Origin of the sequence: Formicincola oecophyllae (assembly GCF_006542395.2) — a bacterium.
Taxonomy (GTDB): Bacteria; Pseudomonadota; Alphaproteobacteria; order Acetobacterales; family Acetobacteraceae; genus Formicincola; species Formicincola oecophyllae.
Genome location: NZ_CP038231.1, coordinates 1531423 through 1557969 on the forward strand (window position 1 = coordinate 1531423; position 26547 = coordinate 1557969).

At 63.5% G+C, this 26547-nt stretch carries 19 protein-coding genes; 11 read left to right on the forward strand and 8 right to left on the reverse strand.

What is annotated here, in order from left to right:
• Positions 1-37: 37 nt before the first annotated feature.
• The 3 genes from E3E12_RS06825 to E3E12_RS06835 all read left to right on the forward strand — a co-directional run bounded on the left by E3E12_RS06825 (position 38) and on the right by E3E12_RS06835 (position 3013).
• Positions 38-1057, forward strand: coding sequence for a FecCD family ABC transporter permease (locus E3E12_RS06825; RefSeq protein ID WP_141444161.1), 1020 nt, complete (start codon positions 38-40; stop codon positions 1055-1057).
• Positions 1058-1154: 97 nt separating this feature from the next.
• Complete coding sequence (locus E3E12_RS06830) at positions 1155-1967, forward strand: ABC transporter ATP-binding protein (RefSeq protein ID WP_141443635.1); 813 nt, start codon at positions 1155-1157, stop codon at positions 1965-1967.
• 137 nt (positions 1968-2104) lie between these two features.
• Entirely contained in the window at positions 2105-3013 is a 909-nt protein-coding gene (locus E3E12_RS06835) for an S-methyl-5'-thioadenosine phosphorylase (protein ID WP_141443636.1), read from the forward strand.
• Positions 3014-3063: 50 nt separating this feature from the next.
• Here the strand turns inward: E3E12_RS06835 and E3E12_RS06840 are convergent, their stop codons facing one another.
• Positions 3064-3807 (reverse strand): dienelactone hydrolase family protein, encoded by a 744-nt coding sequence (locus E3E12_RS06840; protein ID WP_141443637.1) that lies wholly within the window; start codon positions 3805-3807, stop codon positions 3064-3066.
• A 318-nt stretch (positions 3808-4125) separates the two neighbouring features.
• On the opposite strand from E3E12_RS06840, the gene E3E12_RS06845 reads away from it, so the two are divergent.
• Both E3E12_RS06845 and groL read left to right on the forward strand, forming a co-directional pair.
• Entirely contained in the window at positions 4126-4416 is a 291-nt protein-coding gene (locus E3E12_RS06845; protein WP_141443638.1) for a co-chaperone GroES, read from the forward strand.
• Between the two features lie 104 nt (positions 4417-4520).
• The gene (gene groL, locus E3E12_RS06850; RefSeq protein ID WP_141443639.1) at positions 4521-6170 is read left to right on the forward strand and encodes a chaperonin GroEL; all 1650 of its coding nucleotides are present in this window, start codon (positions 4521-4523) and stop codon (positions 6168-6170) included.
• 311 nt (positions 6171-6481) lie between these two features.
• Here groL and E3E12_RS06855 read toward each other — a convergent pair whose 3' ends face one another.
• Positions 6482-9670, reverse strand: coding sequence for an ATP-dependent DNA helicase (locus tag E3E12_RS06855; protein ID WP_240810470.1), 3189 nt, complete (start codon positions 9668-9670; stop codon positions 6482-6484).
• A 227-nt stretch (positions 9671-9897) separates the two neighbouring features.
• Between E3E12_RS06855 and E3E12_RS06860 the strand changes: the two genes are divergently transcribed.
• Both E3E12_RS06860 and E3E12_RS06865 read left to right on the forward strand, forming a co-directional pair.
• A complete protein-coding gene (locus E3E12_RS06860) occupies positions 9898-11571 on the forward strand; it encodes a lysine--tRNA ligase (protein WP_141444163.1) in 1674 nt (557 codons plus the stop codon).
• A gap of 74 nt (positions 11572-11645) precedes the next feature.
• Positions 11646-13790, forward strand: a complete 2145-nt coding sequence (locus tag E3E12_RS06865) for a lysylphosphatidylglycerol synthase domain-containing protein (protein ID WP_286206916.1) — start codon at positions 11646-11648, stop codon at positions 13788-13790.
• Positions 13791-13839: 49 nt separating this feature from the next.
• Here the strand turns inward: E3E12_RS06865 and E3E12_RS06870 are convergent, their stop codons facing one another.
• A complete protein-coding gene (locus E3E12_RS06870; protein ID WP_141443641.1) occupies positions 13840-14547 on the reverse strand; it encodes a 2'-5' RNA ligase family protein in 708 nt (235 codons plus the stop codon).
• Between the two features lie 231 nt (positions 14548-14778).
• On the opposite strand from E3E12_RS06870, the gene E3E12_RS06875 reads away from it, so the two are divergent.
• Positions 14779-15558, forward strand: a complete 780-nt coding sequence (locus tag E3E12_RS06875) for a Bax inhibitor-1/YccA family protein (RefSeq protein ID WP_240810472.1) — start codon at positions 14779-14781, stop codon at positions 15556-15558.
• Positions 15559-15752: 194 nt separating this feature from the next.
• On the opposite strand, the gene fdxA is transcribed toward E3E12_RS06875, so the two are convergent.
• The 3 genes from fdxA to E3E12_RS06890 all read right to left on the reverse strand — a co-directional run bounded on the left by fdxA (position 15753) and on the right by E3E12_RS06890 (position 19447).
• Complete coding sequence (gene fdxA, locus E3E12_RS06880) at positions 15753-16085, reverse strand: ferredoxin FdxA (RefSeq protein WP_141443642.1); 333 nt, start codon at positions 16083-16085, stop codon at positions 15753-15755.
• 139 nt (positions 16086-16224) lie between these two features.
• Positions 16225-16575: an RNA-binding S4 domain-containing protein gene (locus tag E3E12_RS06885; protein ID WP_141443643.1), complete on the reverse strand. Its 351-nt coding sequence runs from the start codon at positions 16573-16575 to the stop codon at positions 16225-16227.
• A gap of 28 nt (positions 16576-16603) precedes the next feature.
• The gene (locus E3E12_RS06890; protein WP_141443644.1) at positions 16604-19447 is read right to left on the reverse strand and encodes a helicase-related protein; all 2844 of its coding nucleotides are present in this window, start codon (positions 19445-19447) and stop codon (positions 16604-16606) included.
• A 184-nt stretch (positions 19448-19631) separates the two neighbouring features.
• Here E3E12_RS06890 and E3E12_RS06895 point away from each other — a divergent pair, with 184 nt between their 5' ends.
• The 3 genes from E3E12_RS06895 (at position 19632) to E3E12_RS06905 (ending at position 23223) form a co-directional block, all read left to right on the forward strand.
• Complete coding sequence (locus tag E3E12_RS06895; RefSeq protein WP_168194412.1) at positions 19632-21287, forward strand: leucyl aminopeptidase family protein; 1656 nt, start codon at positions 19632-19634, stop codon at positions 21285-21287.
• Between the two features lie 204 nt (positions 21288-21491).
• Positions 21492-21917, forward strand: coding sequence for a MarR family transcriptional regulator (locus E3E12_RS06900; protein WP_141443646.1), 426 nt, complete (start codon positions 21492-21494; stop codon positions 21915-21917).
• Positions 21918-22110: 193 nt separating this feature from the next.
• Entirely contained in the window at positions 22111-23223 is a 1113-nt protein-coding gene (locus E3E12_RS06905; protein WP_141444165.1) for a DegT/DnrJ/EryC1/StrS family aminotransferase, read from the forward strand.
• Between the two features lie 43 nt (positions 23224-23266).
• On the opposite strand, the gene E3E12_RS06910 is transcribed toward E3E12_RS06905, so the two are convergent.
• Positions 23267-24469: an AI-2E family transporter gene (locus tag E3E12_RS06910; RefSeq protein WP_350337575.1), complete on the reverse strand. Its 1203-nt coding sequence runs from the start codon at positions 24467-24469 to the stop codon at positions 23267-23269.
• A gap of 3 nt (positions 24470-24472) precedes the next feature.
• Complete coding sequence (locus tag E3E12_RS06915) at positions 24473-26434, reverse strand: ABC-F family ATP-binding cassette domain-containing protein (RefSeq protein ID WP_141443647.1); 1962 nt, start codon at positions 26432-26434, stop codon at positions 24473-24475.
• Positions 26435-26547: the final 113 nt, after the last annotated feature.

Here is a 26547-nt window from a genome sequence, read left to right on the forward strand (position 1 = left end):
ACTAAATACAGGTGCTGGCGAAAGCGCGCTGGCCTCCATGCAGCGCCGCTACCGCCAGCTTGCGCGCAGGCGCAGCGCCATTTTGCTGGTTCTGGGTGGGTTGATTGCTTGTTCCATGCTGGTGGACTTCTCCCTTGGGGCGGCAGGGCTGGGGCCTGGTGCATTAGCGCAGGCGCTGCTGCACCCCCATGCTGGCGGGATGGACAGCGTCATCGTGTGGCACTTGCGCCTGCCTTACGCGCTGATGGCGGTTCTGGTGGGGCTAGCCTTGGGCGCTTCTGGCGCTGAAATGCAAACCATCCTGGACAATCCCCTGGCTAGCCCCTTCACGCTGGGGGTATCGGCTGCTGCCGCTTTTGGGGCTTCGCTTTCCATCGTTCTGGGGTGGCACTTCCCAGGCCTGCCTGAAAGCTGGGCTGTGCCGTGCGCGGCCTTCGTCACTGCTATGGGTTCGGCGTTGCTGCTGGAGGTTGTTTCCCGCTTGCGTGGGCACAGCGCCTCCATGGTTATTTTATTTGGCATTGCGCTTGTGTTCACGTTCCAGGCCCTGGTTTCGCTGATGCAGTTCATGGCTGACCAAGACGCCCTCCAGGAGCTGGTGTTCTGGACCATGGGCAATTTGACCCGCGCCGACTGGGGCAAAATCGCCATCCTGGGTGGTGGCTGCGCGTTGATGCTGCCTTGGGCTTGGTCCCAGGCCCCCGCCCTGACCGCCCTGCGCCTGGGGGAGGACAGGGCGGCCAGCTACGGCGTTGACGTGCGCAGGCTGCGCCTGGGCGCTTTAGTGCGCATCAGCGTTCTGTCATCGTTGGCGGTGGCCTTTGTTGGCACCATTGGCTTTGTGGGGCTGGTGGCGCCCCACATCGCCCGCCGCCTTCTGGGGGAGGACCACCGGTTCTACCTGCCTGGCGCTGCGCTTTGCGGGGCGCTCATCATGTCGCTGGCCTCCATCCTGGCTAAGAACATCATGCCAGGGGTGCAAATCCCGGTTGGCATCGTCACAGCGCTGGTGGGGATTCCGTTCTTTATGGCCATTGTTCTGAAGCGGCCTTCCTGAAGTCTCCCCTTAAATTGCCCTCGAAAAGGCCCAGAACACGGCCTACGCCCAACGCGCAACGAATCTTAAACAAGTTCCAGAGCGAGGTCTCCACAGCATGGCACCACCCACTATCCCTGCCCCTGATGGCGCCAGCGCCAACGCGCTTCTGGTGCGCGACCTCACTGTGCGTTATGGGCGCAAGCCACCTGTTATTAACCAACTGACCCTCAAGCCTGTTCTGCCTGGGGTGGTGACGGCGCTCCTGGGGCCCAATGGCTGTGGCAAGTCCACTTTGCTGCGTGCTTTGGCGGGGCTTGTGCCAGCTTTAGGGCAGGTTTGGCTGGGTGGGCAGGATTTCGGCGCCCTGGCGCCAGCCCAGCGCGCGCGCGAATGTGCTTACCTGCCCCAAAGCCTGCCGCCGCCCATCCACCTCCAGGTGCTGGAGGCCGTCATGGTGGCGCGGCGCGCAGGAAGCACGCTCAGCGCTGGGGAAGCCATGGCCCAGTCCCTGGCCATGCTGGAGAAGCTGGGCATCGGCGCCCTGGCTGGCTGCTGGCTTGACGAGCTTTCAGGTGGCCAGCGCCAGCTTGTGGGCCTGGCCCAGGCCCTTGTGCGCCAGCCCCGCATGTTGCTTCTGGATGAACCCCTCAGCGCCCTTGACCTGCGCCACCAGGTGGCCGTGATGGAAGCGGTGCGCGCTGAGACGGCGGCACGCACTATGGTTACCCTCATCGTCATGCATGACCTCAACATTGCCCTTCAACGTGCTGATGACGGCATCTACCTCAAAAAGGGCGCCCTGGTGGCGCAAGGGCCTTTGTGCAGCGTTACCACCCCAGCCGTCCTGGAGGAGGTCTACGGCGTTAGGAGCAGCGTTCATCTGCCTGAAGGGGGGCGCCCCCACATCATGGTGGAAGGGGTGGCTTGAAACCCAAGGCGTTTTGCAAGGCACGCGCGCAGCCGCTAGGGTGCGCCACCACATGCCTGGCCATGGCCCCGCCCGCCACCAGGGGCGCTGGCCAGTGACCAGGCACACAACCGCAGAACACGCAGGAGTTGGATGAGATGAGCGCGCAGAACAGTGTTCAGCCGGTGATCGGCGTTATTGGTGGGTCAGGCCTTTATGAAATCGAAGGCCTGCAGAACAAGGAATGGCGCGTTTGCGAAACCCCCTGGGGCACCCCATCTGACGCGCTGCTTTTCGGCACGCTGGAAGGCGTGCAGTGCGTTTTCCTGCCGCGCCACGGCCGTGGTCACCCCTTGCCACCCTCCCGGTTGAACTACAGGGCCAACATTGACGCCCTCAAGCGTGCTGGCGTCACGGACATCCTCTCCCTTTCAGCGGTCGGTTCCTTGAAGGAGGAGCTGGCGCCAGGCACGTTCGTTATTGTCGACCAGTTCATCGACCAGACGCAGGGCCGCCCACGCACTTTCTTTGAGGAGGGCTGTGTCGCCCACGTCTCCATGGCTGAACCAGTGAGCGCGCGCCTAGGCAAAGCGCTGGCAGACGCTGCTGAGGAGGAGGGCATCAAAGTCAGCCGCGGCGGCACCTATGTGGTGATTGAGGGGCCGCAATTCTCCACCAGGGCTGAAAGCGAGCTTTACCGTTCCTGGAACGGTGCCGTCATCGGCATGACCAACATGCCTGAGGCCCGCCTGGCCCGCGAGGCGGAGATGAACTATGCCACCGTGGCCATGGTGACCGATTACGATTGCTGGCACGACAGCCACGGCGACGTGACCGTGGACATGGTGGTGGCCGCCATGAAGGAGAACACACGCAAAGCCGCGGCCCTTGTGCGCAGGGCGATTCCGCGCTTGGGCAAGGAGCGCCCGTTGGACAAGGCCGAACGCGCGCTCGACAACGCCATCATCACCCCGCCAGACGCCCGCCGGCCTGACATGCTGGCCAGGCTGGACGCCGTGGCAGGGCGCGTCCTAGGCCTGGCAGACAGCGACTGGGGTCCTTACTGACCTGGCCTAGCTGAACTGACCTGGCTGGGCGCACTTGGGTGCTGGGCCCCTCAGCTGTTAGGCTGGCTTTGCCCAAGCAGGTGGTGCTTAAAGAAAGCGTCAGTGCGTTCCCAGGCCAGTTTGGCAGCAGCTGGGACGTAATCACTGCGTGACGTGCAGCCAAAGCCGTGGCCAGCTTCGTAGAGGTGGATTTCGGCCTCCGGGCAGCCTTGGCGCACAGCGGCGCGCTGGGCAGGGGGGGCGAAGCTGTCCTCTTTGCCGTAATGAAGCTGCACAGGGGCTTTGGGCAGTGGGTCCAGGTCTTGGTCAATGCCAACGCCATACCAGCCTGAAACCGCCTGGACAGGCAGATGCTGGGCAGCCTGCCAGGCCAGGCGTCCACCCCAGCAGAACCCAACCACCCCCACCTTGGCGCAACCTTCCTTGTGGAGGGCCGCAACGCAGGCGCCAATTTCAGCGAGCGCCGCACCCGCTGGCAGCTTAGCGCGGTAGGCCATGCCTTGGCGCAGCCCTGTTTGGTCATAGCCCAGCACGATGCCGGGGCGGATGGGGTCGTAAAGCGCCGGCGCCAAGACCTTGTAGCCTTGGCTGGCTAGGCGCTGGCAAACATCTTTGATGAAATCGGTCAGACCGAAGATCTCTTGAACCACCACAATGCCAGCGCCATTGGCCTTGCCAGGCAGCGGGGTGGCGGACCAAGCCTCAAAAGGCTTGCCAGCCACAGGGCCTGTGGTGGAAGCCAACTGCAAGCGTTGGCCATGGGGGGCGGCGGTGGCTGAGTTCTTGGCGGGCATAGGGCGTTCTCCTTAACGGGGTAGACTGTGCAAGGGCCCTGAAGGGGTGCTGGCAGGAGCGCCAGTCAAAGGAGCCCAGGGTTAAAATCCCAGCCTTTTTCAGCCCCCGGGGCAAGGGTGCGCGTTTTTTTCTGAGGCGGAGGTGAAAAATTCTCGCTCCCACCCCCCAAGGGTTCTTGACGCCTGCCAAGGGCAGCACCATTTCCACTGACAGAAGGCCGGATGGCCTAGATTGATTTGATGGGGCGGCGCTGTGGCGCTGCCATAGACCGCGGCGCTAAGGCCACAGGCCAGCGCCCTTACAGCAGGGAGTGTTCCATGACGAAATTCCGTCCCCTTCACGACCGTGTCCTCCTCCGCCGCCTGGACAGCCAAGACAAGACGGTTGGTGGCATCATCATCCCCGACACGGCCAAGGAAAAACCCATGGAGGGTGAGGTCGTGGCCGTTGGTCCCGGCACCCGTGACGAGCAAGGCAAGCTCATCCCCCTGGAGGTGAAGCCTGGTGACAAGGTGTTGTTTGGCAAATGGTCCGGCACTGAGGTCAAGCTGGATGGCGGCGAGCTCGTCATCATGAAGGAAAGCGACATCCTGGGCATCCTGGGCTGAGGCAGGCCTTGGGCTGCATCGCCCCAGCACCCTAGAGGGCGGGCGCCTTGCCAAAACGCCTTTTCATCATTTTGAACTACCACTTCTAACTGAAGGATACAGACATGGCTTCCAAAGACGTTCTGTTCGGCGCCAAAGCGCGTGAGAAAATGCTTCATGGCGTGGACACCCTCGCCAATGCCGTCAAGGTGACGCTGGGCCCCAAAGGCCGCAACGTCGTCCTCGACAAGCCTTATGGCGCGCCGCGCATCACCAAGGACGGCGTCTCCGTAGCGCGCGAGATTGAGCTGGCCGACAAGTTCGAGAACATGGGCGCCCAGCTCATCAAGGAAGTGGCCTCCAAAACCAACGATCTGGCAGGTGACGGCACCACCACCTCCACCGTTCTGGCGCAGGCTATCATCCGTGAGGGCGCCAAGGCTGTCGCCGCTGGCATGAACCCCATGGACCTCAAGCGCGGCATTGACGCTGCCGTGAAGGAAGTGGTGGCTGAGCTGGCCAAGAAGGCCAAGAAGGTCTCCTCCTCTGACGAAATCGCCCAGGTCGGCACCATCTCCGCTAATGGGGAGAAGGAAATCGGCGACCTGATCGCCAAAGCCATGGCCAAGGTCGGCCCTGACGGCGTCATCACGGTTGAGGAAGCCAAGACCCCCGACACCGAGCTTGAAGTTGTTGAGGGGATGCAGTTCGACCGCGGCTACATCTCTCCCTACTTCGTCACCAACCCTGAGAAGATGACGGTTGAGTTCGAGAACCCCTACATCCTCCTCAGCGAAGGCAAAATCTCTTCCCTCCAGCCCATCCTTCCCTTGCTGGAGACCGTGCTGCAGTCTGGGCGCCCCCTGCTGATCGTGGCTGAGGACGTCGATGGCGAGGCCCTCTCCACCCTGGTGGTGAACAAGCTGCGCGGCGGCCTGAAGGTTGCCGCCGTCAAGGCCCCTGGCTTCGGTGACCGCCGCAAGGCCATGCTGCAGGACCTTTCCATCCTGACAGGCGGGCAGGTTGTCTCTGACGATCTCGGCATCAAGCTGGAGAACGTTACCCCTGAGATGCTGGGCACCGCCAAGAAGGTCCACATCGACAAGGACAACACCACCGTTGTCGAAGGCGCTGGCGCCCAGCAGGCCATCAAGGACCGCTGCGCCCAGATCCGCAAGCAGCTGGAGGAGACCTCCTCCGACTACGACCGTGAGAAGCTGCAGGAACGCCTGGCCAAGCTGGCTGGCGGCGTTGCCGTCATCCGCGTTGGTGGTGGCACGGAGACAGAGGTGAAGGAGCGCAAGGACCGCGTTGACGACGCCCTGGCCGCCACCCGCGCCGCTGTGGAGGAAGGCATCGTCCCTGGCGGTGGCACCGCCCTGGCCCGCGCCAGCAAAACCCTGGACAGCGTGAAGGCTGCCAATGACGACCAGCGCGTTGGCGTTGACATCGTCCGCCGCGCCCTTCAGTCCCCCCTGCGCCAGATCGCCAGCAATGCTGGTGTTGATGACGGCGTGGTCGTTTCCAAAGTGCTGGAGAACCCAGACTACAACTTTGGCTATGACGCCCAGGACGGTGACTACAAGGACCTGGTCAAGGCCGGCATCATCGACCCTGCCAAGGTTGCCCGCGTGGCCTTGCAGGACGCAGCCTCTGTTGGTGGTCTGCTGACCACGACTGAAGCCATGGTGGCTGATCACCCAGAGCCCAAGGCCGAAGCCCCTGCTGGTGGCATGGGCGGTATGGGTGGCATGGGCGGCGGCATGGGCTTCTAAGCTCAGGCCAAACCCAGGAGCGTTAAGCGCTGCTTTGGTGGGGGCATGGCCACGCCCCTGCCAGCTGCGTTCCGCACGCCAAAACGCCTGCTGCCCCTATACAGGGGGTGGCAGGCTTTTTTATGCCTGCTTCAGGGGCACGCCTTGAGAAGCCCCTGGTGGTGCCTGTTATGCAGCCCCTATGAAAGCTGTGATGATGGTGGCAGTTGTTGCGCGCCTGCCCAGGCCCCTTCGAAGAAGGTTGGGCTGGTTAGGTTAGCTTTTGCCCAATCCAACTTAACTTAAACCAACCCCAACCCTAGGCCACATGGTTAGGGGTTCAGGAACTGCTGGGTTTTCACCAGGGCCTCCGCCAGGGGCAGGCGCTCAATGGGCACAGTGGGTGGGAAGGCCGTCAGCAGGCGGCTTGGTGTGCGCCTGTCCAACAGGGCGAACACGCCCTTGTCCGTGCCACGCCTAATCAGACGCCCAAAAGCTTGGCGCAGCTTCATGCGCGCCAGCCTGTCCTCATAATCACGGGGGCTGCCTGGCAGCAGCTTTTTGCGTGCCCTGTGCAGGATGTCTGGCCGCGCCCAGGGGGTGCGTTCAAACACCACCAGGCGCAAAGCGTCCCCTGGCACGTCAACGCCATCGCGCATGGCGTCTGTTCCTAGCAGGCAACTCTTGATGTCTTCCCTGAACACATCCACCAAGGTTTGGTTGCCCATGGCACTGACATGCTGGGCGTGGAGGGGGATGCCAGCCGCCCCCAAAGGCCCCTTGATGCGTTCATAAACGCCGCGCAGGCGCGCAATGGCTGTGAACAGCCCCAGTCCACCCCCTTGGGATGCCATGAAAAACCGTTGGTAAGCCTGGGCCAGCGCCTCCATCCCAGGTGCCATGTCGGTGATGATGAAAACGCGCGCCTGGGCGCTGTAGTCAAAGGGACTTGCGACTGCGCCATGAAGGGCACTGGTTTTAAAATGGCAAGCGCCTGTGGCCCGTTCCGCTTGTTGCCATGCTGTTACCCCAGGCGCTGGCAAGGGGGTTGGGTGCGGCGTGGAATGTGTCCCCTCCGCAGGCGCAGGTTCTGGCTTACCGTCACGCAGCGTGGCTGAGGTCATCAAAACGCCATGGGCGCTTTTGCCCAGCACCTGCGCCATGGGCACTGTCGGGTCCAGCCAATGGCGCTTCACCCCCACGTCATGCTCAGCTGTGCGGCGCACGTAACCTATGCGCGCTGTGGGGGCACTTTCCTCCCCCTCCGTCTCCTCCAAACCAGGTGGATGGGCGATGGCCTTCATGATGGCCAGCCATTCCGTCAGCGGTCCCAAGGCGCGCTGGGCCAGGCTACGCCTGATACTGGCCACAAGCTGCAACGTAGCCATGTCCAAAGGGGGATCAGGCGTGGGACTTGGCGCGCTATCCTGGCCAGGTTGGGGGGCATCACCCACCCCTTCCTGCCCCTGAGGCTTTTGGCGCGCGCCCTCCAGCTTGGCCCCCAAAACGGCCAGCAGGCGGTTGACGTGCGCCAAAAGGGTGGAGAGCTCCTCCGCCAGCCAAGGCGCCACGCGTGCAAGTTCATCTGTCGCGGGGTGGAGTTCGCACTGGCTGTCCTGGCCGTGGTCGCCCTGGCCTTTGCCCGGCTTCTGGCTGGCCTCGCGCAGCAGCAATTGGCGTGCCAAGGCGTGCAGCACGGTTTCAGCGGGGTTGTTGACGGCCATCCCGCCATCCACCCCTGGCAGGGGCAGACTTTCCGCCAAAGGGGTGGCAGGGTTTCCAGGGTCTGTTTCCCCAGTGGCAAGGACGGTGGCAGGCCCTGGGGCGGGTTCCTCAGGCGCCAGGATCTGGGCTAGGCGTTCCTGCCAGCCAGGCAGGGGCAAGGTTGCTTGCGCAGCCAGCAAAAGCGCGTTGAGGGGCGCTGCTGCTTCAGGCACCGCTTGGAGGATGGTTTCCATGCGTTGCCTGAGGCCACGCCCGCGGGCGCGTCCTTGTTCGCGCCCCAAAAGCCAGCGCCGCAGCTCGTATGCCTCCACACCAGAGAACAGAAGTCCAAACACGCTGTCAGCTGCCTGAGCAAGGTGGTGGGCCTCATCGAAAACATAGCGCGTGGGGCTGCCGTTCTCATCCATGCCGTAAGCTTCCCCCTGCGCTTGCCAGAACGCCAGGTTAAGGGTCAAGGCATGGTTGGCAATCACCAGTTCCGCCTGGCGGGCGCGGCGCACGCTGTGTTCAATGAAGCAGCATTGGTAGAAGGGGCAGGCACTGTGCAGGCATTCACCGCGCCTGTCAGCCATGGTCCGCACCCAGGCGGGGCGGAACAGCTCGCTGAACCAACCTGGCAGGTCGCCGCCATGCAGGTCCCCTTCCGTGCCGCTTTCAGCCCAACGCGCAAGTAGTACCAGCGCCACCATCAAGCTGCCTTGCTGGTTGGGTTGGCGCGCTTGGAGGGCCTGGGCGATTTCCGTGAAGTTCAGAAGGCAGAAGTAATTCTCGCGCCCTTTGCGCACCACCACTTTGCGTTGGCGTTCGGCCTTGTCGGGGTAGAGGCGGGCCAGTTCAGCAGCCACTTGGCCCTGCAGGTGCCGCGTGAAGGTGCTGATCCACACCGTGCCGCTGTTGCGCGCAGCCCAAAGCGATGCTGGCGCCAGGTAACCCAGCGTTTTGCCCGTTCCTGTGCCGGCTTCCGCCAGGACGAGGGCTGGGCCCTCTGGGCTAGGGCGTTCGCTGAAAGCATGGGCGGCTAGTTCAGCGTAGGCCTCCTGCCCTGGGCGGGGCTCAAAGCCAGGGCCGCGCATTTTGGCCAGGCGTTTGGTGGCTTCCCCTGGCAGGAGTGGCTGTGTACCTGGAACGGGGCGTGGCGGCTCATCCTCCCATTCAGGCAGCCGGTCAGCAACAGCCAGGGCGCTGCCAGGGCGCGCTGGCTGGGGCAGGGTTACGCCCAGGCTCGTTGCCTGCATGAGCAGATCCGCCAAAACGGGGCCCCAGCTCCAGCCTGCCTGGTCAAGTTGGCGCAGGCAGTCCTGGAAAATCGGCCCGCGCTGTGGGTCCAGCGCCAGCTGCAAAGCCTCCCCCAGCAAAGTGGCTGCCAGTTCAAGGAGGCCCTCAGGGCCAGCGGCGCCCCCCACCCCTAGCATTGCCGCCAGGGCCTGGGCCGTTGGGGCTGGGCTTTGGCCAGGGCGCACCAGTAGGAACAGCTCCAGTACATCCAGCCAGGGAACGGGCTGGGGTTCTGGCGGCAAGCCAAGCATGCGCAACGTGGCAGGCCCGTGCAGAAGCACGGGGGGCGTCATGGTGCGCAGCAAGGGGTTGATGGTGCTGGATGGTCCCTCCACCACCTCCCCATCCGCTGTGAGCAAGGCAGCGCCAGCGTGGCCCGCCACCAGGGCTGGCAGCCCCTCAAGGGCGCCCAAAGCGCATTGCCGCTTGATGTCGTCTGGCAAGGTCTGGCCAGCGCTGGCAGCCTGAGTTGGGGCTGCCTGAACGGGGTCCTTTTTCGCAGGGGTGGTGTTTTCTGGCACTGGCTTTTCCCGTCAGGGGTGATGGGCTATGGACATCGCCCCCCATGATAGCGGAAAACAATCCTGTGCCGGGTGCCAATTTCAACCCCTGGCCACAAGGGGCCTGTTTGGCTTGCTGGGCGCACTTGCCCACGCCACCGGTCCTCCACCCTGGCGGGGGCGCAAGCGCTGCCTGCGCGCGCCAGACCAGCCAGTGCCACTTTACAGACGTTGACGTTGCCAACCCCATGACAGACCATTCCCAAGCGAACGTTTCCAAAGCCCTTGGCGCTGCCCAGGCTGGGTTCCCCAACCTCTGGCCCTATGCTGAGGCGCGAAAACTTGTGGAACGTCTGGAGGGGAAACCGAAGGACGGCCCCCTCCTGTTCGAGACGGGCTACGGCCCCTCTGGCTTGCCCCATATCGGCACGTTTGGGGAGGTCGCCCGCACCACCTGGGTGCGCAAAGCTTTTACGGAGATGACGGGCCTTCCCAGCCGCCTGCTGGCTTTCTCTGATGATATGGACGCCTTGCGCAAAGTGCCAGGCAACGTGCCCAACCAGGAAATGCTGGCCAAGCATCTGGGCCAGCCGCTTTCACGCATCCCCGATCCCTTCGGCACGCATGAGAGCTTTGCTGCCCATAACAACGCCATGCTGCGCGACTTCCTGGACGCGTTCGGCTTTGACTACGAATTCGCTTCTGCCTCAGATTACTATGCTTCAGGCCGCTTTGACGTTGCCCTCAAGCGCGTGCTGGAGGTGCATGACGACATCGTTAAGGTCATCGCCCCCACATTGCGTGAGGAACGCCGCGCCACTTATTCCCCTGTGCTGCCCATCCACCCAGAGACGGGAGAGGTCATGCAGGTGCCCATCATCAAGGCGGACCCAGAAGCTGGCACGGTGGTCTGGAAAGACCCTGCCACCGGCAAAACGCACGAGACAAGCGTTTATGGCGGCCACGCCAAAATGCAGTGGAAAGCCGACTGGGCCATGCGCTGGTACGCCCTAGGCGTTGATTATGAGATGTCAGGCAAAGACTTGACGGACAGCGTGAAGCTTTCATCGCGCATTTGCCGCCTCCTGGGGGGGAATCCCCCTGAGAACCTCACCTACGAGCTGTTCCTGGACGCTGAGGGGCGCAAAATCAGCAAGTCTAAGGGCAATGGCCTGTCTGTGGAGGAATGGCTGCGCTACGGCACGCCTGAAAGCCTGGGCCAGTTCATGTTCCAAGCGCCGACACGCGCCAAGCGGCTTCATTTTGACGTTATCCCCAAAGCCACGGATGAGTATTTGGGCTTGATTGAGCGCAGCCGCACCCAAGAGGGCGCTGCCTACCATGCCAATCCCGTGCGCTTTGTCCACGGCCAGCTGGACCAGCAGGGCCGCGTGCCAGAGGGGGCGGGGAGCCCTGTCGCCTTCAGTACGTTGCTGAACCTGGCTGGCGTGGCCAATGCCAGCGAGGCGGCCACGTTGTGGAAGTTCATCCGCCGTTATGACAGCGCCCTTTCGCCAGAAAGCCAGCCTTACCTGGCGGCCTTGGTGGAGCGCGCCGTGGCCTATTACAATGAGCGCGTCAAGCCAGGCAAGCGCTACCGCGCCCCAGACGCGCGCGAACGCCAGGCCTTGGCGGAACTGGCTGACGCGCTTGAGGCCCTGCCAGCCACCACCACTCCTGAGGCAGTGCAGAACACAGTGTTTGAAATCGGCAAACGCCACTTTGACAAAAAGGAACTGCGCGCCTGGTTTGGCTGCCTTTACGAGGTTCTGCTAGGGCAAAGCGATGGGCCGCGCTTTGGCGTGTTCGCAGCCCTTTACGGCCTGCCTGAAACCGTCCAGCTGATCAGGGGGGGGCTGGCTGGCACGCTGGGCGCCCCCGCTACCCCTGAAGCCCCCAGCCAGGAAGGCACCGCGCCCTGAGCGCACAGCCAAACCCTGGGCCAGGGTGGCGCACCCTTGCCCTGCGCCGCCTGCCAGCGCTTTTCGGGCTGCTGCTGCTGGGAGCTGCTGTGTGGGTCATCTGGCATGAAGCCAGGAGCCTCTCCCCCCATGACATCATGGCTAGCTTGCGCGCCATCCCCACCAGTGCGCTGTGGGCGGGGGTGGGGGCCACCGTCCTGTCTTACATAGTGCTGGCCTTCTACGACATCCTGGCTTGCCGCAGCATCAAGGCGCAGGTGGGGTGGCCGCGCGCGGCGTTCGCAGCCTTCTGCTCCTACGTGCTTTCGCACAATCTGGGGTGCTCGGCTATTTCGGGGGCAGCGGTGCGTTACCGCCTCTACCAGGGTTGGGGGGTTGGGGGGCAAGGCATCGCCTCCATCATCGCTTTCTGCTCCATCATGTATATTTTGGGGCTTTTGGGGTTGGTGGGGTTCCTGTGCCTAACGCACCCCCACAGCCTGCCCCACCTGGGCCAGGTCCCAACCCCCTTAGTGATGATGGCTGGTCTTCTGTGCGTGGCTGTGCTGGGGGGGTATATCTTCATAGCGTCCCGCCAGCGGGAGCTGCGCTGGGGGCGGTGGCGCCTCACCATGCCAAGCGCCCCCCTAGCTGTGGGGCAGATCGCCGTTAGCATGGCGGACATGACGGCCACTGCCCTGATCGCCTGGTGCGTGCTGGGCCCCTTGCCTGAAGGCAGCACGCTGACGTTCTGCAGCTTTCTGGCCATTTACCTGGCCTCCTATAGTGCTGGGCTTCTGGCCAGCGTGCCAGGGGGGCTTGGGGTGTTTGAAAGCACGCTCCTCATTGCCTTGGGGGGGGAGCTAAGCGCGTCTCGCATTCTAGGTTCAGCGCTGGTTTTCAGGTTATTTTACTATGTGGTGCCCTTGTTCATGGCGGGCGGCACCTTTGGTTTCCATGAGCTGTGGGTGCGCCTGCGCGGGGCCAAGGCCATAGTAGGCCCAGCAGCGCGCGCCCAGGACTGCCAGGAGGAAGGCGCTTGCGCCCTGCCCGCCCCCCAGCAAGCGGCCGCGCCAGAAGGGGTGGAAGGTCCCCCCACCACCAAGGCTGCAGTCACCAGCACAGCCCCTGGTTCAGCGCACTCCGCAGGTCTCATTCGCCAGTCAGAGGCCACGTTCTCCGTTGGCATCGCCACAGGGCTTCAAACCCTCCTGGGGTGTGTGTTGGCGCTTTACGCCGTGTTGGCGCCACCAGCCACCCATGTCTACCGCCACAGCACAGCTGGTTCTGCACTGTGGATGGCACTAGGGCAGGGGGGTGACTTCCTGCTGTTCACATTGGGCATCGTTCTGGTGGCGCTGGCCACAGGCCTGCACAGGCGCATCAAGCAGGCCAGGCTGCAGTCGCTTGGGGTGCTGGTGGTGGTTGCCCTACTGGTGCCGGCCTTGGGTGCGCCATGGCAAATCTGGCTTGCTGACCTTGGGGTGTTTGTGGTGCTTCTGCCTTTTGGGCCTTGCTATTACCGCAAGCCCAGCTGGCGGGCGGAGCCGTTCTCCCTGGCGCACATCGCCCCCCTGCTGCTGTGGCTGGGCGCCATCGCCCTGATGACGGCAAGCTTGCTGAGCCACCATGTGGGGGCGCTGTGGTGGCAAGCGCTGACACGCGGCGCCGATAGCACGGTGGGCCGCTGGTGCCTGGGGTTGGGGGCGCTTGGGGTGTTCGGGGCGCTGTGGGGCGCTATGCGGCGCAGCTGGATAAGCCCTGTTCCCTGGGACAGTGCGCAGGCGCAGCACTGCCGCCAATTGCGTGATGGTGATGGGCTGGAACGCGTGATGGGCCTTTTGGGGCTGCGCCCAGACGCCGTTCTTTATGACGATGACGGACGCGCGGCCATGCTGTGCGCTCATGTGGGGCCATATTTGGTGTTAGTGGGGCCAGTGGGCCGGCGTAAAGGGCGCGTTCCCATGCTGTGGCGCGCTTGCGATTACGCCCTGCAGGAACAGGTGCCCTGCGCCTACGTGCAGGATTCGCTGTGCTACCGCCCTGTGTGCGAGGACCTGGGCGCTGAACACGCCCAGCCACTTGGCCAGGGGCTATTCCTGTTCCAGCCCCTGGGGGCTGGGGGGCAATTGGCTGCCCTCCTCAAAGGGCGCATCAGGCAGCGGGTGAAGGTAGCCTCCCAACCAGCCATGCAAACTGGTGTGGTGGACACCGACCACAGCAAGGCCCCTGCCGCCTGAAAAGCCTCACGCGGGGGGGAAGGGCCGTGCGTGCCTAGGGGCTGGCGGCTCAGCCGCCCTGACTGGCGCTAGTTCCGCCAAGCTCTTCCCCATCACGCCCTTCCCCGCCAAGCGTTGCCAGAAAATCATCATCAGCGATGCCGTCTTCGCCGTAGATGTCGTCATCCTCATCAGGCAAGGGGTCTTCCAGGTCCAGCGGACGCCCATCATGGCTGAACACACCGGCAAGCTCCATCTGGGCGCCAGGACCTTCCGGATCTGGCCAGGTCTCGGCGATGAAGAAGCGGTCCACCCGCATGGGCAAGCTGCGGAACAAATTGTGGCGCTGCATCCAGCGCACAGCGTCATCAAGGTACCCTTCAGGGATGGCCCCCAGGTGGAGCCTGGGCTGCCAGCGGCTTTTGCGGGGAGGCAAGCCTGCGCTCCTGACGGCGTTCTCCACTTTTTTTTGCAGCGCTTCAAGGGGGCCTGGGGGGGCAGCGCCTACTTCAAGCCCCAGTTCAGGGTTGGGGGCATGGGGGGGTGGGGGGGTGATGAAAACCTCCCTCAGCGTCATGTCAAACGCTTTCCAGCGCACATGTTCCAACGCGCTGTCGAGGGCAGCGGCCTCATGCCGACCTGGCAGGGTGAAGCTGCGCAATGGCAGGTGCAGGCTTTCCAGCCTGGCCCAGCGGGCCTTGGGCAGGACGCCACGCATCAGCCCCAATTCACCAAGGAGGGAGGGGGGGGGAAGGAGAAGGGCAGTGTAACGCTTCATGCTCCCTCAATGGCAGGCCAATGCCCCCATGGCCAGCCCCCTTGCACAGGTTGCGCTGGCGGTGGTGCGCCCTGGTTCGGGGTGGGTTGCACAAAACACTTCCCCACCCCATGTTGGAAACCTATGCCGGCTTTGCGCCAGAACCCTGTGGGGCAGCCGTGGCAACGGCGTTTTCAGGTGTGGTAAAACATCTTCACCGCTTTCTCACGCTCTCAACATGGACGATACTTCATGGACAATCAGTTCAACCAGTTCAATGGCGGCATGGCCCAGCCTGCTGCCGTCCCCTTTGATGAAGGACTGCGCCTTTATCTGGTGCGCGTCTTCAACTGGATGGCCGCAGGGCTGGCTTTGACGGGCCTCACCTCCTGGGCGGTTATCCACACGTCTCTGGCTGGGGCGTTCTTCAAGCTTGTGATGACGCAGGGCGGCCTGTTCCCCGTTGGGCTGACCGGGCTTGGCTGGGTGGCCGTCCTGGCGCCGCTGGCTTTCGTGCTGGTGCTTTCCTTCGGCCTCAACAGGCTTTCGCGCCAGGCAGTCCAAGGGCTGTTCCTGCTGTTCAGCGTGGTGATGGGCGTCAGCATGGCCAGCTTGGTGATGTGCTACACGGGCGTTTCCGTTGCGCGCACCTTCTTTGTCTGCGCTGCGCTTTACGCAGCTGTGGCTTTTTGGGGCTACACCACTAAGCGTTCACTGGCCAGCATGGGCTCTTTTCTGTTCATGGGTATGATTGGGCTTCTGATTGCCATGGTGGTAAACCTGATTTGGCCGTCAGGCATGATGTCTATGGTCATTTCCTGCGTGGGCGTTGTGCTGTTCACGGCTTTCACGGCTTATGACATGCAAAGCATCAAGATCGGCTACCAGGAGATGAGCGCCGTCCTCCCGCCTGATGAACTGGGCAAGCGCAGCGTTTACGATGCCCTGTCGCTTTACCTGGACTTCATCAACCTGTTCCAGTTCCTGCTCTCGCTGATGGGGCAGAACAGCTCTAGCTCCAACAACAACTGAGCGCACAGGTGGGGCCAGCCCCACTAGCGAAAACCCATTAGAAAAAGGCGCCCTCCCAGGGGGGCGCCTTTTTGCTGGCCTTTGTGCAAGCTGCGCTGCTTTTAAGCCTATGCCAACCGGAGCTGAGACCCAAAACGTGAAGCCACCAAGGCCCAGGGCGCCAAAACCAGGGCCAGAGCCAAGGTCGGTCTCGCTCAGCCCTGCTGTGGCTTGGGAGAAAGCAGGGGGGTTTTATCAGGCTTGCCGTCCCATTCGTCAGCCTCTGCCATAGCGGGGATCTTCTGGGTGATTTTGGGCCACTGGGAAGCATACTTGGCGTTGGTCTCAAGCCAGCCAGCGGAACGCTCGTCCGTGTCAGGGAAAATGGCCTCCGCTGGGCATTCAGGCTCGCACACACCGCAATCGATGCATTCATCAGGGTTGATGACGAGGAAGTTCTCCCCGGCATAGAAACAGTCAACAGGGCACACTTCCACGCAATCGGTGAACTTGCAGTTGATGCAGTTTTCCGTGACCACATAGGTCATGACTTGATCTCCGAAGCAGGGGCGGCTGGGCTGGAAGCAGCCATTGGGAGTGCCGCCGGGAAATGGGCTGGTTATGGCCCAATCCCCTCCAGCCTGCAAGGGCGCGGCCAGATGGCCCGCAGCCCCCAGTGGCAACCCTTCAGCTTGGGTTTGGGGGCAGCGCAGCATAAAGGCGCTGGGCTAACTTGGCTGGGCCGCGCCGTTCCACGCAAGCGCGCACACGCCACACCAGAACCTTCGCTTCCCGCGAGTTGCCTGGGGCGGGGAAAGTCAGCACGTCCCCAGGGCGCACTTTGGCGTGGGCCTTGGTCAGCCTGCGCCCGTTGAGGCGCACTTTGCCGCTGCCTGCCAGTTTGGCCGTCAAGGCGCGCGTCTTAGCTAGGCGCGCATTGTAGAACCAAACGTCAAGGCGCTGTTCAGGCAGCTGGTCGGGCAGTTGGTCAAGCTGGGCTTCATCAGGCCCCTCCTGCTGGGAGGTGGGCTTGTTCATGGCTTGATCTGCGTTGGGGCTGGGGGCATCAGGCATGGCGTTTGGAGTCATGGCGTTTGGCGTGGCTTGCTGAAGGAGCCTGGGCAGGCTTGCGCTTGCTGGCTGGGCGGTTTTGAAGATTGGATGGCTTGCGCGCCCCCTTTCCAGGGGCAGTTTTGAGGGTAAGCCCAGCCAAGGCCGCAAAAGGGCTGGCAGGATCATGACCTTCAAGGCGCCCCTGGCTTCCACGGCGCTTGGCGGGGGGGTGTGCGTTGCTATGCCGCGCCCTGCCCTCAGCTTGGCCTGGGTGGCTGGAACCTGGCCTTGAGGGCTTGATGCGGATGAGGGGCGGCGCTGGCGCGCCAAGCGCGCCAACTGGCAGATCACCAAGCAGGCGCAACGGCACGCCAAGCCCTGCCAGGACATCTGGCGCCATGGTGGCTTTGAGCGCCAGGCGCCTGGTGATGTCAGCAGGCAAGGGCACATGGCGCTGCCCAGGCTGGGGCCGCAACTTGGCAACGGCTTGCAGGACCCTCTCCGCCTGGTCAAGGCGCAGGGCGACAGGGCCAGCCTTAACCCACCCAGGCCAAGGTGGCCTTTGGGCTTCCTCCACCCAAAAGCGCCCAGGCGCCATGGGCTGGGGCGCTGTGCCTGCCCCTTCCCACACGCAGCCCAAAAGGGACATCAGCCCAGCTACCGCTGGCTTGAGCAAGCTTTCATGCCACACAAGCCCCTGCCCCTCCACGCCAAGAGCTGTTGAAAAAGCAAAGCCATGGCTTTTCAAAGCACGCGCCTGGGTGCGCAGGTTGGTACCCTCCCCCCCAAGCAACACGGTGACGCCGCCATCCTCAGCCAGCCTGTGGGCCAGGCCACGGGTCATGCTTTGCTGGCGCAGTTGCTCTAACCCCTGCCAGAAAAGGCGCAGGCGCTGGCGCACATAGTCAGCCAGCCAGCCCTGAAGGCGCTCGCGCACGGGCACCTCCTGCTGGGGATCGCTGAAATCCCCCCGCAGCAGCTTGATGGTGGGGGCAAAGAAACCCTCCCCCTTGACTAGGCGCGCCACAGGGGCGCCGCGCCATGTCAGCGTGCCAGGGGGGATGGGTTGTTCCTGCAAGGCGCTTGCGCCATTTTCTGGCCCCGCGCCAGGCACCCTGTCTGCGCCGCTTTCAACAAGGGCGATCGTTTCTCCCCCATCCTCCAGGAAGCGCTTGATGATGCCTCCCATGGCCTCACGTGCGGCCCTGTGGCCAGCTTTGGCGATGGCGTCATGCTCTGAGCGGCTTTGGGCGTTGGCCGCATTGAAGGCGAACCCCTCCAACTGGCCAATCTCGTGTCCTTCCACCACCACAGCGCCTGTGGCGGTGACAGCATGAAGCATGGCCGCATCATCATGGCCTTCACGGCGCATCAGCACAGCGGCGCGGCGGTTGACGAAGCGCGCTGTTAACCTTTCATGCAAAGCGTCTGAAAGGCGCTCCTCCACAGCTTGGCTTTGCGCGCCTAAGGCGCTGCCTGGAGCGGTCCAGCCAGCGCGCGCTGTGACATAGGCCCACACACGCACCCCTGAAAGACGGTTCATCAACATGTCGATGTCGCCTTCCGTTTGGTCAAGGGCCTTCAAGTGGCCCTGGATCCAAGCTGTTGGCAGGCGCCCCTTCTCCAGCAGTTCCTTGAAAATGCGCCCGCAAAGCTGCGCGTGGCTTTGGTCGCCCATTTTCCTGAAATCAGGTATTTGGCATGCCTCCCACAGCAAGGCCGTTTCGCGCCTGCCACGCGCGCGCTCCATGATGGCCTGCTCACGGGCCAGGGTTTGCAGCACCTCCAAGTCAGAGCCAGGGCGCCCTGGTTTCAGCTCTGGCCTGGGTGGCTTGGCGCGCAGGCTGCGCAGAAGGGCTTGGGGGTTGGCGAACTCAAGCGCGCTTTGGCGCCAATGGAGCTTCTCCACCGCTTCAAAGCGGTGCTCCTCAATGGTATCAGCCAAGCTGGGGGCCATGGGGGGGCATGTGTGGGTGGTGCCGAAGGTGCCATCCTTCATGCCACGCCCAGCGCGCCCGGCAATCTGGGCGATCTCCTGCGCGCTCAAATGGCGGGGGAACTGGCCGTCAAATTTGCGCATGGAAGCCAGGGCCACATGGTCCACATCCATGTTGAGACCCATGCCGATGGCGTCTGTCGCCACCAGGTAGTCAACGTCACGGTTCTGGTAGAGCTCTATCTGGGCGTTGCGCGTGCGCGGGCTCAACCGTCCCATGATGACGGCACAACCGCCGCGCCTCTGCCTGATGGCCTCAGCCAGGCTGTAGACCTCATGGGCGGAGAACGCGACAATGGCCGAACGCGCAGGTAGCCGCCCCAAATTGCTGTGGCCAGCATGGACAAGCTGCGACAGGCGCGGCCTGGTCTCAACCGTGATGCCTGGTATGAGCTTCTGCAGCATGGGGCGCATAGTCTCAGCGCCAAGGAACAACGTTTCGCTGCGCCCGCGCGCATGGAGGAGGCGGTCAGTGAAAACATGGCCGCGCTCTGGGTCGGCAGCTAGCTGGATCTCGTCAATGCCGATGAAATCCACCGCGCGCTCCAGGGGCATGGCCTCCACCGTGCAAGCGAACCACTGCGCGCCTGGGGGGACGATCTTCTCCTCCCCCGTCAGCAGCGCCACCTTGCCAGCGCCTTTGACCGCTTTGAGGCGCTCGTAATTTTCTCGTGCTAGAAGGCGCAGGGGAAAACCCATGATGCCGCTTTTGTGCGCCATCATGCGGCTGAGCGCATGATGGGTCTTGCCTGTGTTAGTGGGGCCCAGAATGGCGGTGACAGCGCTGTTGCGGCGCTGGGCCAGCTCCTCAAGGGCGCTGCCCGCCAGGGCGCGGAACTGATGTGCGTTGCGTTGTGCCATGGCTCTCCCTGCTTGGGTCCTAAATCGGTGCGGCGGGCCTGGAAAGCAAGGGGTGGGGTGGCAATGGGGGATTGGCACACCATCTTTGGAGCATCAGTGCCTGGCACGTGCCAGCAGCCAAGCCGTGCCACCAACGCCCCAGCAACCCACACCTAGTACTCCACACAAGAGCGGAAGATCGTCTATGCAATCCCCTTCCAACCAGCTCGCCCCTTCACTGCCTTTGGTTGAAGCTGTGCTCCGCCAAGCTGCCAGCCTGCCTTTGGTTGGGCTGGATGGCGATCCAGGCACCATGGTGGGCACTCTTATCCTTGTGCCAGCCCAGCCTGATGGGGCAGCGCCCACAGCATGGGAAGTGGCCTGCGGCGCGTCCTTGGGCTATGCGCGCCAGCTTGGATTGGCTGGTGTAGCAGGCGATTTCCTGCTGCTGCCAACGTTGCCGCCTCTTTCAGGGAGCGAAGATCAGGTTAAGGAAACCCAGCCCCGCCTGCCTCAAGCCCCTGTGGCGCTTTACTGCTACCAACCAGGTGCTGGGCCTGATGAATTCGGCGCCCTGGCCCAGAAGTTACCGCCCGGCCCCTGGCGGCTGGAAGCCCCTTTCACTGAGGGGGAGGAAGATGAAGGTAGGGAAAGTAATGAAGGGGCTGCGGCGCCAGCGCGCCTGATGGCTGATGCGCTGCTGGGCTTTTGCTTGGGCAGCCCGTCCTGCACCCTAAAGGGCCATGACCTGGCACAGTTGAGGGCGCGTGAAGGGGACGCCGGCCCTGCAGCGCCCGTTCATAAGCGTGCCTGCCTGGTCACGCCACCACCCCATGTGGTGCCAGAGGTCATGTTGGCTGAAGTGCGGGCAACAGCGCGCGCCATGCGCCTGGGGCGGGCGCTCATCAATGTGCCAGCCAACCTCCTGGGGCCTGCGGAGCTGGCCAGGGCGGCGGCTACACTGCTTGCAGACCAGGGCGCCAAGGTAACCTTGGTGGAGGGGGCGATGGTGGCAGCTGATTATCCCTGCTTGGCTGCTGTGGGCGCTGGAAGCCAGCGCGGCCCTGTGGTGGTGAAGGCCAGCTGGGGCCACCCTGAAGCCCCCCTTGTGGCGCTGTGCGGCAAAGGCGTGTGCTTTGACACAGGCGGCTACAACCTCAAACCTGGTGGGGCCATGGCACGCATGAAAAAGGATATGGGCGGTGCTGCCTTCATGCTGGCCACGGCCCTGCTTTTGGTGGAAACCGTGCCCAACACGGCCCAAGGCGTGCGTTTTGAACTGCGCCTAGGTTGTGTGGAGAACAGCCTTGGCGCTAGCGCCATGGTGCCAGGAGATGTACTGGCCACGCGTTCCGGCCTGACAGTGGAGGTGGGCAATACGGATGCTGAAGGCCGCCTGGTGCTGTGCGATTTGCTAAGCGATGTGGCGGCTTTGAAGCCAGACCTGATTGTGGATGGCGCCACTTTGACAGGCGCTGCGCGCGCAGCCCTCGGCCCTGACCTGCCAGCGCTTTTTGCCAATTCGGAAAGCCACGCCCAAGCTTTGCTCAAAGCAGGCCACGCCTGCAGGGACCCCCTTTGGCGCCTGCCTTTGTGGCAGCCTTACGGTAAGTGGCTGAAAAGCCGCCTAGCTGACATCAATAACTGTGCAAGCGTGCCCATGGCGGGCGCTGTGACGGCAGCCCTTTTCCTGGAGAGGTTCATCCCGCCAGGCCAACCCTGGTTGCACATCGACACTTATGCTTGGCGCGATGACCCAGCACCAGCCCACCCTCACGGCGGCGACCTGCCAGGGCTGCGCGCCCTGCACCGCTTCCTGGCCCAACCAGCCAACTGGCGTGGAGGGGTTACGGAAATTTAGTTTCGATGTGCGGCAATCTTGCCACAGAAAATCCTTAATGGCTGCCTATCACCGCCACCAACAGGCGCTGCGCCAGGCCTGCCGCACCGCAGCCACCTTCATGCAGGGGGCGCGCTTCCCAGGTTGGCCGGCCCCCTGGCCCTATCTTTCCACTTTCACTGTTTTGTTCTGGCGCAGGATCCACCCTGCCAGAGAGGAGCAGAAATGACGAAACCACGCGATCCACACCACAATGACCGCCTTGCAGTTCTGCGCGAAACCATGGTTTCGCTCGTGCGTGGGGAAACGCCCGACCTCAGTGCGCGCCAAATGGCCGTTTTCCTGACCTGCTACGTGCGTGACGGCGCCCATACCGTGCGTGGGCTAGCGCAGGCGTTGAATGTCTCTAAACCAGCCATCACCCGCGCACTTGACCGCTTAGCGGCCCTTGGCCTGGCGCTGCGTAAAGAGGACCCGATGGACAGGCGTTCCGTCCTGGTGCAGCGCACCCCCAAGGGGGCGGCCTATCTGCGCCGTCTGCGCCAAATCATGCGCTGCGCTGACCATGAGGGGGATGGGCGCGACCACCCAACGCATGGGCTGGTTGCGCTTGGCATGGGTGGCACTTTGGGAATGCTGCAGGCAGGTTAAGGGGGCAAGCCCCGCTTGGCCTGTGCTGGCGGTGGCATGTTGCCTGGCCAGCGGTGTGCGCCTTGCACCTGTTGCCAGGCCCAGCTTTTTGACCTGAACGCGAAAGCCGCAGCCCGTGCCAGCCAACCCCTCTATCCCCCAGGCCCTTCCAGAAACGGTGCGCTTCCTGGACCTCCAGGCGCAGCGCGCGCGCATGAAAAGCCTGCCCAAGCGATTGGAGGCTGTCCAAGCTCATGGGCGCTTTGTCCTGGGGCCAGAGGTGGCAGAGCTTGAAGGGGCCTTGGCCGCCCGCGTTGGGGGCGGGGTGGAGGCCATCGGCGTCTCCTCTGGCACAGATGCCCTCCTGGCCATTTTGATGGGGGAGGGGGTGGGGCCAGGCGATGCTGTGTTTCTGCCCACCTTCACCTACACGGCCACGGCAGAGGTCATCCTGCTTTTGGGCGCGATGCCCGTTTTTGTGGATGTGGACCCCGACACCTTCCAAATCGACATGGCAAGCTTGAAGCGGCGCCACCAAGCTATTGTGGAAGCCGGCACCCACAGGCCGCGCGCCGTCATGGGGGTGGATTTGTTTGGCCAGCCAGCGCCCTGGGCTGCGCTGAACGATTTTGCCAGCGACCATGGCCTGTTCACGGTTGATGACGCAGCCCAGGCCTTTGGCGCTACCTTGGCAGGCAGGCCTTTGGGGGGGCAGGCCATGGCCACGGCGCTTTCCTTCTTCCCTTCCAAGCCGCTAGGGGGGTGGGGTGATGGTGGCGCTATCTTAACAGCCGACCCCAGACGCGCCGCCCTTTACCGCTCCCTGCGCAGCCATGGGGAGGGGCGGGAACGTTACGATGTGCAGCGTATTGGCCTCAATGCGCGCCTCGACACCCTTCAGGCTGCCGTTCTCCTAGCCAAGCTGGAGATATTTGACGATGATTTGAAGCGCCGCCGCCATGTGGCGGCCCTTTATGACCGCTTGCTGGGCGGGCAAGGGGGCTTAGGGGTGCAGGTGCCAGCGCGCGTGCCTAGCAGTGAAAGCGCTTGGGCGGTTTACACCGTCAAGCTGGCTGGGCCTGCAGCGCGCGCACACGTCCAGAAGGCGTTTGAGGCAGCCGGACTGCCCTGCGCTGTCTACTATCCACGCCCCCTCCACAAGCAGCCAGCCTACAGCGCTGTTCATGATGGTGCGCCTTTGCCGGTGGCTGAAGCGCTTTCAGGCCAGGTGCTGGCGCTGCCCATCCACCCTGACATGACGCAAGGCCAGGTCCAGCGCGTGGCCAATACTTTGCTGGAAGCCTTGCGCACCCCCAGCGAAAGCTAAGGCTAGTGCGGGGGCAGGGGCAGGGCACCTGCCCTTCACGTCTTCACGCCTTGTCGGTCATAGCGGGTGCCGGATTTTCAAGCGTTTCCTCAGGGGCGGGGTGGTAGGGGGGCAAATTGGTGTCCATCACTTTCAGCAGGGCTGCCGTCAGGGGGCTGGCCAGGATGAGCCCTGGCACGCCTAGGATGGAACTGAACACCGTCTGCGCCAGGATGGCCACGCCAGGAGGCATACGCACAGCCCGCTTCTGGATAAGGGGCGCAAGCACGTTCCCCTCCAGGAATTGAATAACGCTGTAAAGGATGAGCACCGCCCATGTTGTGCGTGTGCCGACTGAAAGCGCCAGCAAAAGCGCTGGCACCGCCCCCAAAATGGCCCCGATGTAAGGGATGAAGTTGCACAGCCCAGCCACCACTCCCAGCGCCAGGGCCAGCGGCACACCCAGGATGGCCAGCCCCACTGCTGAAAGAACGCCTACGACCAGCATGTCCAGCGCTTGGCCAGCCGTCCAGGCCCACAAGGTTGTGCCCGCTACGATCAAGGCCCGCCTGACGCGGTCACGGTGGCTGATGGGCACCATGCGCAGGAAGCCATCCACATAGAGGGAGGGGGACAGGGCGAAGTAGAAACCCGCCACCACAATCACCACGATGACGCCCAGAACGCCCAGCGCGCTGCTGAGCAGCCCCGTGACGGAACCAGCCAGCCCCACACCCATGCTGCCCAGCATACTGCGTTCGCCAGTCAGCCCATGGGGGAAGTGCTCAAGCAACATGCGGCCCAGCACATTGTTGCCAAGTTTCGCCCGCAACCCGCCCGCCTGGGCCGTCAGAGCGTGCTTAAGGGTGAGGTACTGCTCAGCGATGGCGGGGCCGTTGCTCCATATCAGCAAGGTCAGAAGCCCGATAATAATCAGCATCACCGTGCCCACAGCCAGGCTGTGCGGCAGCCCAAAGCGGCGCTGAAGCGGCCTGGCCAACCCGTGGAGGATGATGGCCAGCAAAGCGGAGGCAAAGATGATGGCCATCACGTCCCCCACCAGCCAAATAGCCAGCACGGCGATGGTCACAATCAGGGCGAAGCGCACCATGGTGGCCAATTGGTGCAGGGCAGCTGCCGCGTCAGGGCCGGGGTTGGGGGTCAGGCGCAGCAAAGCGCGCCGCTTTGGCGGTTCTGGCGGGCCTTTGCCTAAGGGGTCAGGCTGGGGCATGGGGGGCGGTTCCGTTGGGGTGGGGGTGCTTGCCATGGTTCAGCCTGCCCCTGCTGGGCTTCCTTGTGGTCCTTCCTGACTGGGGGCTTGGCTGCGCTCAAGTTCGTCCTGCCGTTCCAGCCAAGTGGTCTCCGCCTCCCCCAGCTGCAGGTCAAGGGCGGCCAGTTCCTTGTTAAGGGCGGTGATCTTGGTGCCATCGCCGCTTTCGTAAAGCTCTGGCGCGGCCAGCTTGCCCTCCACCACAGCACGTGCGCTCTGCAGCTTCTCCATCAAGGCCTCCAGGGTGCGGATCTCACGCTTGAGGGGCATCAGGGCGCGGTTGTTCTCTTTGCGCTTAGCGCGCGCTTCAGCATGGCTTGGCTGCGCGCCTCCCTGGCCAGATTTGCTAGCGCTTGTTGGGGCGCCCTTGGCAGCGGCCTCGGCGCGCGCTGCGCGTTCCCGTTCCAAAAGCCACTGGCGGTAATCCTTCATGTCCCCTTCAAAAGGGGTCAGGCGCCCATCCGCCGCGATGAGGAAACGGTCTGTCGCTGCTTCAATCAAGCGCGCGTCATGGCTGATGATTAGCACAGCGCCCTCGAAATCGTTCAGCGCCCTGATGAGGGCATCGCGCGCATCCAGGTCCAGGTGGTTGGTTGGCTCGTCCAGAATCAGCAAATGGGGGGCGTGGCGCGTGGCCAACGCTAGCAGGAGCCGCGCCTTCTCCCCCCCCGAAAGCTGGCCAACCTGGGTTTCAGCGCGCTCTGCGTCTAGGCCGAATCGCGCCAGCTGGGCGCGCACGCCCGTCATGTCAGCTTCTGGCAGAGCTGCCTGCATGTGCTCAATGGGGGTTTGGTCTAGGTGCAGGGCTTCTGCCTGGTGCTGGGCGAAATAGCCCACACGCAGCTTGGGGGCGCGCGCCACCTCCCCCCCCATGGGCTGGAGGTCGTCTGCCAGAAGCTTGGCGAAGGTGGATTTGCCCTCCCCATTGCGGCCCAGCAAGCCTATGCGGTCGCCACCATCCAAGCGTAGGGAAAGGTGGCTTAAAACCACATGCTCCCCATAGCCTGCGCTAGCACCCTCCAAGCGCAGCATGGGTGGTGGCAGTTCTTCGGGGGAAGGGAATTCGAACCGCACAGGCGTTGCTTCAATGACCGATTCAAGCACAGGCATACGCGCTAAGGCCTTTAAGCGCGCCTGGGCCTGCTTGGCTTTGGTGGCCTTGGCGCGGAAGCGCGCCACGAAGGCCTCCATCTTCTCCCGCTGGGCGGCCATTTTGGCGGCAGCGCGGTTTTGTTGGAGCGCCTGCTCAGTCTTGATGCGCACGAAGCGCTCAAACCCGCCTGGCGTCAAGGAGAGCTTGCCTTTGTCCAGGTGCATGATGGAATCAGCTACGCCGTCCAGCAGCGCGCGGTCGTGGCTGACCATCAGGATGGTGCCAGGGTAGCGTTGAAGCCAGCCTTCAAGCCAAAGCGTGGCTTCAAGGTCCAGGTGGTTGGTTGGTTCGTCTAGCAGCAGCAGGTCTGGTGCGGCAAAAAGCCCCCCAGCCAAGCTGATGCGCATCCGCCAGCCGCCAGAAAAGGAGGAGACGGGCCTGTTCTGCGCAGCTTCGTCAAAGCCCAGGCCAGCCAGGATGGTGGCAGCGCGCGCTGGGGCACCGTAAGCGTCAATAGCGGCCAGGCGCTCGTGGATGTCTGCCAAGCGTTCCAGGGTGGGGTTGGACGCTTCCTCAGCCAGCAGGGCTGCGCGCTCGGTGTCGGCTGCTAGCACAGTCTCAATCACGCTTTGGGCGCCTGCTGGCGCTTCCTGGCGCACATGGCCAAGCCGCGCCCGCCGCGCCAGGGTGATGTCGCCGCCATCAGGCGCGAAGCTGCCTGATATGGCGTTAAGCAACGTTGACTTCCCAGCGCCGTTAGGCCCCACAAGCCCCACCTTGCGCCCAGGGTCGATTGTGGCGCAGGCCCCCTCCAGCAAGGGGCGGCCGGCAATGCGCAAGGTCAGGTCTTGAATGGTCAGCAAGCTCACGGGGGCTTATTCCTGTGCAGGTTGGGCAAGGGCGGGGTTGGCCAGGCCAGCTTCCCATGATGCGTTCATGGGGCATGGAGAGGGTACCTGAACGGCCCCTGTGGCTGGTGCGG

Bases quoted from the DNA above. Each gene is read 5' to 3' on its own strand.
- E3E12_RS06825 (WP_141444161.1), top strand. From the start codon at position 38: ATGCAGCGCCGCTACCGCCAGCTTGCGCGCAGGCGCAGCGCCATTTTG.
- E3E12_RS06830 (WP_141443635.1), top strand. From the start codon at position 1,155: ATGGCACCACCCACTATCCCTGCCCCTGATGGCGCCAGCGCCAACGCG.
- E3E12_RS06835 (WP_141443636.1), top strand. From the start codon at position 2,105: ATGAGCGCGCAGAACAGTGTTCAGCCGGTGATCGGCGTTATTGGTGGG.
- E3E12_RS06840 (WP_141443637.1), bottom strand. From the start codon at position 3,807: ATGCCCGCCAAGAACTCAGCCACCGCCGCCCCCCATGGCCAACGCTTG.
- E3E12_RS06845 (WP_141443638.1), top strand. From the start codon at position 4,126: ATGACGAAATTCCGTCCCCTTCACGACCGTGTCCTCCTCCGCCGCCTG.
- groL (WP_141443639.1), top strand. From the start codon at position 4,521: ATGGCTTCCAAAGACGTTCTGTTCGGCGCCAAAGCGCGTGAGAAAATG.
- E3E12_RS06860 (WP_141444163.1), top strand. From the start codon at position 9,898: ATGACAGACCATTCCCAAGCGAACGTTTCCAAAGCCCTTGGCGCTGCC.
- E3E12_RS06870 (WP_141443641.1), bottom strand. From the start codon at position 14,547: ATGAAGCGTTACACTGCCCTTCTCCTTCCCCCCCCCTCCCTCCTTGGT.
- E3E12_RS06875 (WP_240810472.1), top strand. From the start codon at position 14,779: ATGGACAATCAGTTCAACCAGTTCAATGGCGGCATGGCCCAGCCTGCT.
- fdxA (WP_141443642.1), bottom strand. From the start codon at position 16,085: ATGACCTATGTGGTCACGGAAAACTGCATCAACTGCAAGTTCACCGAT.
- E3E12_RS06885 (WP_141443643.1), bottom strand. From the start codon at position 16,575: ATGAACAAGCCCACCTCCCAGCAGGAGGGGCCTGATGAAGCCCAGCTT.
- E3E12_RS06890 (WP_141443644.1), bottom strand. From the start codon at position 19,447: ATGGCACAACGCAACGCACATCAGTTCCGCGCCCTGGCGGGCAGCGCC.
- E3E12_RS06895 (WP_168194412.1), top strand. From the start codon at position 19,632: ATGCAATCCCCTTCCAACCAGCTCGCCCCTTCACTGCCTTTGGTTGAA.
- E3E12_RS06900 (WP_141443646.1), top strand. From the start codon at position 21,492: ATGACGAAACCACGCGATCCACACCACAATGACCGCCTTGCAGTTCTG.
- E3E12_RS06905 (WP_141444165.1), top strand. From the start codon at position 22,111: ATGAAAAGCCTGCCCAAGCGATTGGAGGCTGTCCAAGCTCATGGGCGC.
- E3E12_RS06910 (WP_350337575.1), bottom strand. From the start codon at position 24,469: ATGGCAAGCACCCCCACCCCAACGGAACCGCCCCCCATGCCCCAGCCT.